Genomic DNA, 7986 nt, shown 5'->3' with positions numbered 1-7986 from the left:
ACTGGTTTTGTCATGAGTCACCTCTGATTGAGAGTTTACTCACTTAGTCGCGTGTCCACTATTCGCGGGTAAGATCAAGGTTCAAGATCATGTGCCAGTAGACACTAAGGTGTACCACATCCGCCAAAAACATGTTCCTGGGGGTAACATCTACATGTTTTCGGATTCTGATTATTTACATCATAATGCCAATGCGTTGGGTTTCCAGTTAGAATTTCACATCCATGAGAACCATCATTTAAACCTCTTCCTGTATGAGCCTGATAATGAATATCAATATTATATTTTTCTCCCGCAGGTGGATTGCATGGAGGGCATTCTTCTTCCTCACTATCACTAAATACTTCATTCAACCATTTTGTTAATGCTTTTGCAGCATTATCATTGGCCTCCTTCTGTGCAGGGCTATTTGACCATGGGACTGGGAAAAGTATCGGGCCTGGAAGAACTTCTATTAACCCCAAAGGATCTGTATCTGTAACCGGGTTCAACGGATAATTGTAGAGATTCCATCCCCCCGCCAGTCCTATCGGATCCTGGCTGATATAGCGGCCCAGTGACGTGTCGTAATAACGGTGACGGTTATAATGCATGCCTGACTCGTCGTCATAATGCTGGCCCTGCATACGGATAGGCTGATACAGCCGCTGCGGATTACTGCCGTCCACCTGGTTGCCCCACGGGTCAAACTCGGCCCGCCAGTCGATGCCGTCCAGGGCATTTACTAGCGCTATCGGGGTGCCCAGATGGTCACAGTGGTACAGGTGAACCGTCGGTGTTGTCGGCTCCGGCAACGGTTTCAGCAGCGGCAGCAGGCGTTCTGGTGTCAGTTGTGAGACCGCCAGCCATTGCTGGCTGTGCACACTTAACAGAACGTCGCATTATTCTTGGTGTAAAATCCAATACGATTCAAAAGCATCTATTGCAAGTAAATCAAATTTTGATTTAGCCTTATAGTAAACAAATTCATATAATATTTTTTGTTGGACATCATCAAAGCCATCAATAAATGAAATAAATGAAGTGTCGTCCATAACACCAGGAGTCAAATAATGTAAAAAGAAAGAATATTCAAAAGCCCAACCATCGTTTAGTAGCGCCCCATAAACATAAAAGGGCATGTAATATTTAAATTCACTTAAACCAAGATATAAAACCCCTTTCTCCAAGGCTTCATTACATTCAGAAAAATTGATCTCCATGGCCAAATCAGCCCAAGTTTTTCCATGAAAAAAATCATATACCACACGTCCCTCAAAAGCGTCATGAACTTCGATTGGAATATTCACCACTGGTAACTTAGGAAAAGCATTAATTAAATCCTCCAGGATTTCATCATGATTATCAAAATTCATTTTTTTAATCCTGCATAACGACTGCATACAGCCCCAACGCCATAAGCCTCACTTTCTTCTTTCATGTGAATCTCATCACCTCCAGAAAAACACTGCTTGTTTATTTGCTTCCTTATAGAACCACATGTCATATTTATTTCAAATCTCCTCAAAAGTTCTTCTTTCGGCATTTGAGGACTACAGGCCCTAGATTGATTGCACATTTTGTTTTTTTTCATTTTGTAAATCATTTAAATCCTGAGGAGTACAATTTCCTCCAGGATTTACTCCAGCTTTATGTTCCTCTGTTAATTTTTCTGAATCTGGATCAACACGCCGTCCATACTGGTCTGTTTTGGTTTGTGACGATTGTTGAGCAATTGTAGCTGTGGAAAGAAAATTAAACGCCCCCCATAGGCCGGCTATAATTATTGGATTTAATCCAAGAAGATCTATATTACGCATTGGATCTTGAGGGTAACTATATAGATTAATCCCACCTCTTAACCCAATCGGATCCTGAGTAATATACCGCCCCTGTAACGGATCATAGTAACGATGGCGGTTATAGTACAGCCCGGACTCTTCATCATACTGCTGCCCCGGCAGACGAATAAGCTGCGTCAGATTATGCGGGTTATTCTCATTCAGCTGATTTCCCCATTCGTCGTATTCCGCACTCCACGGCATGCTGCCGTTTTCATCGATAAGCGCCAGCGGCAGGCCGCGGTGGTCACAGTGATACAGGTGGATTTTTCGCTCCGGGGTATACACCGGGTCCATCTGCCTGACCATCTGCTCTACCGTCAGGCCGCAGCCTGCCAGCCACTGTTGCAGTGTACCTTTGGCATACCAATCACTGAACATCATTATCATATTGCATAAATATTGGTATGTTATTTTTAACCCAATCTATTATTTTATTATTTTTGAAGCACACATCAACATCATTTATTTTTCCGCATTTTCCGAAAGCATCGAAATACAGACTACACCTCCCGCCGCCTTCAGAACTGATGTTTACCCCCCAGCGTATATCACTATCTTTCTTTTTCTCGGAGTAGTCAATGCGGAGAATTCGCATTATCTCTTCTTGATAAGGGGTATCTTGTATGTTATTTATTTCAAATTTATATATATATCGAAGTTTTAACTGTTCCTTTGTTGTTGCAATGTTATTTAAAATGAATGTCGGGTAATATATCACCTCCATTTTATTTATATTTTTTGTATTGCATATAACATCGACATCATCCGCACACACATTTCCAAAACAACAAAGCAGAAATGAAATAAAAAAAATTCTCATAAATACTCCAACGGTCCCTGTACATGATAGCTAAAACCTCGATGGTTTTTCCTAACACATTGTTTTAACGATTTTGCAGCATGTGTTTCAACGCCAGTTATTACTCGCTTCTCTTCAGAATCATCGTAATCTGGATCAGGGGTGCGAGTACGGCTAACAAAATCCTTATACCCTTCTGTTATGAAGGCATGCGCATGGGATATTTCGTGACCTAATCCGAATGCGGGTACTTGAGTACCATTTTTAAAATCAAATTTCCCATTCAACCCTGCATTACTGTCACAAAAAATAGCAGATTTTGGATCCCAATGAATTCTCATTGTCAACCTATTAAACGAATTATCGTGCTCACTATTGCAACTAACAACCACAGTATGCTTACTATCATTCTCCAATGCGGTAATTATCTTATTCATCTCTGCATCTTGTTTTAGATACTTAATTGCTGAGTCAAAACTTTCCCTATCTCCCTCAACCCTAAATACCAACCCTAATGGGTCAGACATTGTGATTGGATTCAAAGGATAATTATATACATTCCACCCACCCCGCAACCCAATCGGATCCTGACTGATATAGCGCCCCAGTGCCGGGTCATAATAACGGTAGCGGTTATAATGCATGCCCGACTCGTCGTCATAGTGTTGACCCTGCATGCGGATAGGCTGATACAGCCGCTGCGGATTGCTGCCGTCCACCTGGTTGCCCCACGGGTCAAATTCGGCCCGCCAGTCGATGCCGCCCTGAGTATTTATCAGGGCTATCGGGGTGCCCAGATGGTCACAGTAGTACAGATGAACCGTCGGCGTTGTCGGCTCCGGCAGCGGTTTCAGCAGCGGCAGCAGGTGTTCTGGCGTCAGTTGTGAGACAGCCAGCCATTGCTGACTGTGCGGACTCAGTTCGCCATCTCGCGCCACGCTTCCGTCGGGGCATCGTTCACCATGCGGTGGTTTCACATATATTACGGTACTCTTTCTTTATTTTTGTTCTCCAGCCAGCAATCGTGAAATTTTATTTTTATAGTGCTCTCCTTATCGCCTTTGTATACTCTATTTGGTTGGCCGACGGTTATGATTGTAAACTCCCAGCTTGTATGCTTTTCAACTAATTCATATTCAATTATGTAATCCCCAGGGATGATTCCTGCTGGGGAGACTTCAAGGAAAAACACATCAGAAAAAACAAGATATCCATTATCCAGATCTTCTTCATCATAATATGACCATTCATTGCTGCCCACAGGTAATCTAGATATTGAATCTATTTTAACTCTGACAATTAAATTTCTACTGTCTATTTCAAGCCCAGTGATTCCTCTCTCGCTTAAATGTAGTCTATCAATCATGATTATTACCTTTTAAGTTAATACACTTCACCTGAACACATGTTATCTGCTGAATCTGAATCCATTTGGCCTTCATTGGATAGAGCACAGTAGCATTGTGTGAATGTCCCACTTTTGCATGATCTCAGGGTGAACATATGCAGTAATGGTTGTATAACACTAAGTCCATAAAGTCCTTTAATACTAAAGTGTGCGGCACTACTGTTCCATTTAAGTCATCTTAAATGACTCTGAGGTATCTGTTAAATCCGTGGCGTTTCATGTCGCGCTTCGCTTTGACCATCCTCCACTTGCTATTGCAGTTGTGAAGTTCTTTGCTTTGATAGATCGCAATATATATTTAGTAACATAGGTGTCTGTTCAAAATATGGACTATGTTTCTTATATGGAAATCCAGTGATGAGATAGACATAATCACTACCGCTTAACTTAGCTGTAAAATATAGACTTTGTTCGCTTCCTTGCTCAGGCACTCTTCCTGACTTACACCAGCGCTTTATTGTATGTGGTTCTTCTTCTTTTATATATTCATCACCTCTTTCCGATGTGGAAATAAAAAACTGTTTTTCAAAATCTAGAGCATCATTTTCATTCAGAGAAAATGTAATTAAAAAATAATCATCTTCAACGTTTGCTTTGAAAGCAATATTTCTAGCAGATTTTGGAAAGAAATCAGGTAACCATGTATGAATACCATCACTTTTAGTGATTTCAGAGTAAAGATCATACTTGGTCATTCCAACTCGATTATTATTCGCAAAAAAAATCAGCAATAGCACTATAAAAATCAAGATGAGAAAAATAAATTTTCTCATCTTGAACATTTTTTTTAGATTAATAATCAATGTAACCTTCTTGTTGTAAAATTTTCTTGGTTTTTTTATGCTCTGGGTTCAAGTAAGTCGAGCATCGATCCGAACAACTCGTTTCTGCTGCACATGTTATCCCATGATGATTTACAGCCAAATCGGCTAGATTATCAGCTATCATATCCTCATCCGAAAGTTTTTTTCTGCCGTACATGCCTACTTTGTTTAATAAAAAATCTCTTCCTTCTTTTATACCTCCAAGAAAAGCTCCTATATTAATACTTGCTTTTCTTGATTTCGACACACGACAAAATGCCATGCAATGGAAAAACTGATCTGAATCTTTAAGTTTTAATCTTTCCATATCATTAAGTCCTGTATTTAAAATTTCGTAAGTGTCTGCATTCATATACCAAGGTTCGCTAAACATTGCATCAGATACAGCAGACTGCATCCCCGGAGAATTAACAAATGGCCCTAATGCTTCGCTTACATCCAACCCTTGCGGATCTATTTTTGATACAGGGTTCAACGGATAGTTATACAGATTCATCCCTCCTTTCAACCCTATCGGGTCCTGACTGATATAGCGCCCCAGTGCCGGGTCGTAATAACGGTAGCGGTTATAATGCATCCCCGACTCTTCGTCATAATGCTGGCCCTGCATACGGATGGGCTGGTACAGGCGCTGCGGATTACTGCCGTCCACCTGGTTGCCCCACGGGTCAAATTCCGCCCGCCAGTCAGTGCCGCCCTGCGTGTTTATCATGGCAATCGGGGTGCCCAGATGGTCACAGTGGTACAGATGAACCGTCGGCGTTGTCGGCTCCGGCAACGGTTTCAGCAGCGGCAGCAGGCGTTCTGGCGTCAGTTGTGAGACGGCCAGCCATTGCTGACTGTGCGGACTCAGTTCACCGTCGCGTAGCTCCTGCTCCAGTTGATGCAGTTGTTGCGTCACCTCCGGGGTGAAGGTGATACCAGAGTCCTGTGTCAGGGTGTCGGCCAGCGTCTGCACTGGCTCCGGAATATCCCCTTCGATACGCAGCAACGGCACGAAGCTTCCGGGCAGATAAACGGTATGGATACGCTGCCCGTCACGCTCGGTCAGCACCAGGTTATCACCCTCCCAGCCATACCAGGTCATTCGGGGCTCTTCACGGGGATGGCCCTGCGAGTTAAGCACAACGGTGCGCTTGCCGATGCGTCTGCCAAGGGCGTCATACAGGTATTCTGCCCGGGTGGTGTCGCGGCCATCGCTCCAGCTCAGGGTGTGGCTGTACTGGCTTCAGTCAATTTTTTCTTTTAAGCTATTCTCAAGCCAAGAATTATCATGTTCAATCTTAATTTCGCATTCACATGTATTACCGAGTGCACCAGAAGTGCTCGCACCTGCGCACATAATTGAAATGAAATGTCCATTTTCATTTTCTCGCGTAGAAAAACTTAATATGTAATCATCCGGAATTACTCCCAAAGGAAGCATTTGAAAATCTATTACATCTGAAAAAACCAAATATCCATCCTCAATATCCTCTTTATCATAATACCCCCAGCCTACCTCACCTTTTTTTAATCTTGATATAACATCAATTTTTATTCTGACAATTCGTTTCCAGCTATCGATTTCAATCCCTTTCACAGCCCTGTCACCTAAATAAATACGATCTATCATAACATTCACCTTTAAATTTAATACATTTGTCCAGAACACATATTATCAGCTGAGTCCGAATCCATTTCGTATTCAGCTGATAATGCACAATAGCATTGTGAAAACGAACCCGTACGACACGATCTTAGTGTGAACATATGCAATAACGGTTCCAGCGCACTAATGCCAGCTAGACCTTTAATGCTAAAATGCGCTGCGCTGCTATTCCGATTCACAACATTACCTTCAACGCCGAGTGAAGCTCCTTGTCCTTTAGTATATGGTCCAGTGCCAGGCAGATGCGCGTGTGCATGCGGTTCAGGTACGTTAGCATGCCCCTGAGGATTCAACCTGTACGCATTTGACCCATTTTCATAAAATGTATGCGTATCTGGGCTATTAAGGTTCGAAGCCGGGTATGGGCCCGTTGAGCCACCAACCGGCTCCATCATAATATTTCCCCGTGAATCTGAAATAAATCGTCCTACAGGCTGCCCGGTAACAGGGTCTATCGGGCATTGCTGATTAGCAGCCAGACCCAGCGGGTCAATACTCAGCAATGGGTTCAGTGGGTACTGATAGAAATTCATCCCACCCGCCAACCCAATCGGATCCTGCGTAATATATCTCCCCTGCGCCGGATCATAATACCGGTGCCGGTTATAGTGTAGTCCCGACTCATCATCATACCACTGACCCGGCAGCCTCAGCGGTTGTTCAATATTGTGCGGGTTCTCCTCCGACAGGATTTCTCCCCACGGGTCCGACTCTGCTTTCCACTCTGTCTGCCCCTCCCGGTTTATCAGCGCCACCGCCGCGCCACGGTGGTCACACTGATAAAGATAAATTTTTCGGATATTCGCCACCGGCAGAGGGTCAAGCTGTGCCGCCATCAGGTATGCAGGGATATTCGCAAATTCCAGCCAGTTGCGGCTACGTTCCGACAGGTTTCCGGTCCTCAGTTCGTCCTCCAGACGCTCCATGTCTTCATACTCCTGCGCGGTAAACGGTATCTGGCTGTGCTGCTGTAACTTCTGTGCCAGAGGGGTATACGCTTCGTCTCCGCCCTCGCTTTCCACCCTCAGCAGCGGTGTAAAGCTGCCGGGTTCGTAGAGAGTGTACATTTTCTGGCCGTTTTTCTCCGTCTGCACCAGCCTGTCCCCATCCCAGCCGTAGCGCGTGGTGTCGCTCTGGTTATTGCGTTTTACTGTTTTGCTGATGCGCCTGCCGAACGGGTCGTAGCGGTAGGTCGCACGGGTGATGGCTCCCGACGGAGTCTGTTTCTCATAGCCCGTTAACCGGTGCCGCAGGTCGTAGTGGTAAAGATGCTTCTCCCGCTCATTGCTCTTTTTAATCAGGTTGCCCCACGCATCGTATTCATACTGCCACTGGCTGTCTTTTGCCGGGCGGTTGTCGAACTGCTGGCGTCCTTCCCCGTCCACCCGGTTACCCGCCGGGTCGTAGCGGTAGTCCGCGTTAAGCCCCGGCTGCACCGCGCTGATTAAGCGCCCGTTGTCGTCGTAACCGTACCGGCGTTC

The 7986-nt window shown here is 44.5% G+C and carries 9 protein-coding genes and 2 pseudogenes; all 11 read right to left on the bottom strand.

Features of this window, described 5'->3' with window-relative positions:
• Positions 1–335: 335 nt before the first annotated feature.
• A pseudogene (locus AC07UY_RS21510) lies at positions 336–863 on the bottom strand (RHS repeat-associated core domain-containing protein); the annotation flags it as partial.
• 18 nt (positions 864–881) lie between these two features.
• A complete protein-coding gene (locus tag AC07UY_RS21505; protein ID WP_494660604.1) occupies positions 882–1355 on the bottom strand; it encodes a hypothetical protein in 474 nt (157 codons plus the stop codon).
• A complete protein-coding gene (locus AC07UY_RS21500; RefSeq protein WP_494660605.1) occupies positions 1352–1525 on the bottom strand; it encodes a hypothetical protein in 174 nt (57 codons plus the stop codon). The genes AC07UY_RS21505 and AC07UY_RS21500 overlap by 4 nt, the downstream gene beginning before the upstream one ends.
• Positions 1526–1772: 247 nt before the next feature.
• Positions 1773–2168, bottom strand: a pseudogene (locus AC07UY_RS21495) (RHS repeat-associated core domain-containing protein); the annotation flags it as partial.
• A gap of 22 nt (positions 2169–2190) precedes the next feature.
• Complete coding sequence (locus AC07UY_RS21490) at positions 2191–2643, bottom strand: hypothetical protein (RefSeq protein WP_494660606.1); 453 nt, start codon at positions 2641–2643, stop codon at positions 2191–2193.
• Positions 2640–3599, bottom strand: a complete 960-nt coding sequence (locus AC07UY_RS21485; RefSeq protein ID WP_494660607.1) for an RHS repeat-associated core domain-containing protein — start codon at positions 3597–3599, stop codon at positions 2640–2642. Before AC07UY_RS21485 ends, AC07UY_RS21490 begins: the two co-directional genes overlap by 4 nt.
• Before the next feature lie 5 nt (positions 3600–3604).
• On the bottom strand, positions 3605–3988 hold the full coding sequence (locus tag AC07UY_RS21480) for a DUF6258 family protein (protein ID WP_494660608.1): 384 nt from the start codon (positions 3986–3988) through the stop codon (positions 3605–3607).
• A 293-nt stretch (positions 3989–4281) separates the two neighbouring features.
• Positions 4282–4725: a YbbD-related protein gene (locus AC07UY_RS21475; RefSeq protein ID WP_494660609.1), complete on the bottom strand. Its 444-nt coding sequence runs from the start codon at positions 4723–4725 to the stop codon at positions 4282–4284.
• Between the two features lie 97 nt (positions 4726–4822).
• Complete coding sequence (locus AC07UY_RS21470) at positions 4823–5941, bottom strand: RHS repeat-associated core domain-containing protein (protein WP_494660610.1); 1119 nt, start codon at positions 5939–5941, stop codon at positions 4823–4825.
• Between the two features lie 141 nt (positions 5942–6082).
• On the bottom strand, positions 6083–6469 hold the full coding sequence (locus AC07UY_RS21465) for a DUF6258 family protein (protein WP_494660611.1): 387 nt from the start codon (positions 6467–6469) through the stop codon (positions 6083–6085).
• A 17-nt stretch (positions 6470–6486) separates the two neighbouring features.
• Positions 6487–7986: RHS repeat-associated core domain-containing protein (locus AC07UY_RS21460; protein ID WP_494701910.1), on the bottom strand; the 1500-nt coding region annotated here is incomplete at its 5' end.

Source organism: Citrobacter sp. GW821-FHT02E08, from assembly GCF_059421685.1.
This window is presented reverse-complemented; position numbering and strand designations above follow the sequence as displayed.

Excerpts from the sequence above, each read along its gene's own strand:
- AC07UY_RS21480 (WP_494660608.1), bottom strand. The coding sequence starts at position 3,988 with ATGATTGATAGACTACATTTAAGCGAGAGAGGAATCACTGGGCTTGAA.
- AC07UY_RS21470 (WP_494660610.1), bottom strand. The coding sequence starts at position 5,941 with ATGACCTGGTATGGCTGGGAGGGTGATAACCTGGTGCTGACCGAGCGT.
- AC07UY_RS21475 (WP_494660609.1), bottom strand. The coding sequence starts at position 4,725 with ATGACCAAGTATGATCTTTACTCTGAAATCACTAAAAGTGATGGTATT.
- AC07UY_RS21465 (WP_494660611.1), bottom strand. The coding sequence starts at position 6,469 with ATGATAGATCGTATTTATTTAGGTGACAGGGCTGTGAAAGGGATTGAA.
- AC07UY_RS21490 (WP_494660606.1), bottom strand. The coding sequence starts at position 2,643 with ATGAGAATTTTTTTTATTTCATTTCTGCTTTGTTGTTTTGGAAATGTG.
- AC07UY_RS21505 (WP_494660604.1), bottom strand. The coding sequence starts at position 1,355 with ATGAATTTTGATAATCATGATGAAATCCTGGAGGATTTAATTAATGCT.
- AC07UY_RS21500 (WP_494660605.1), bottom strand. The coding sequence starts at position 1,525 with ATGCCGAAAGAAGAACTTTTGAGGAGATTTGAAATAAATATGACATGT.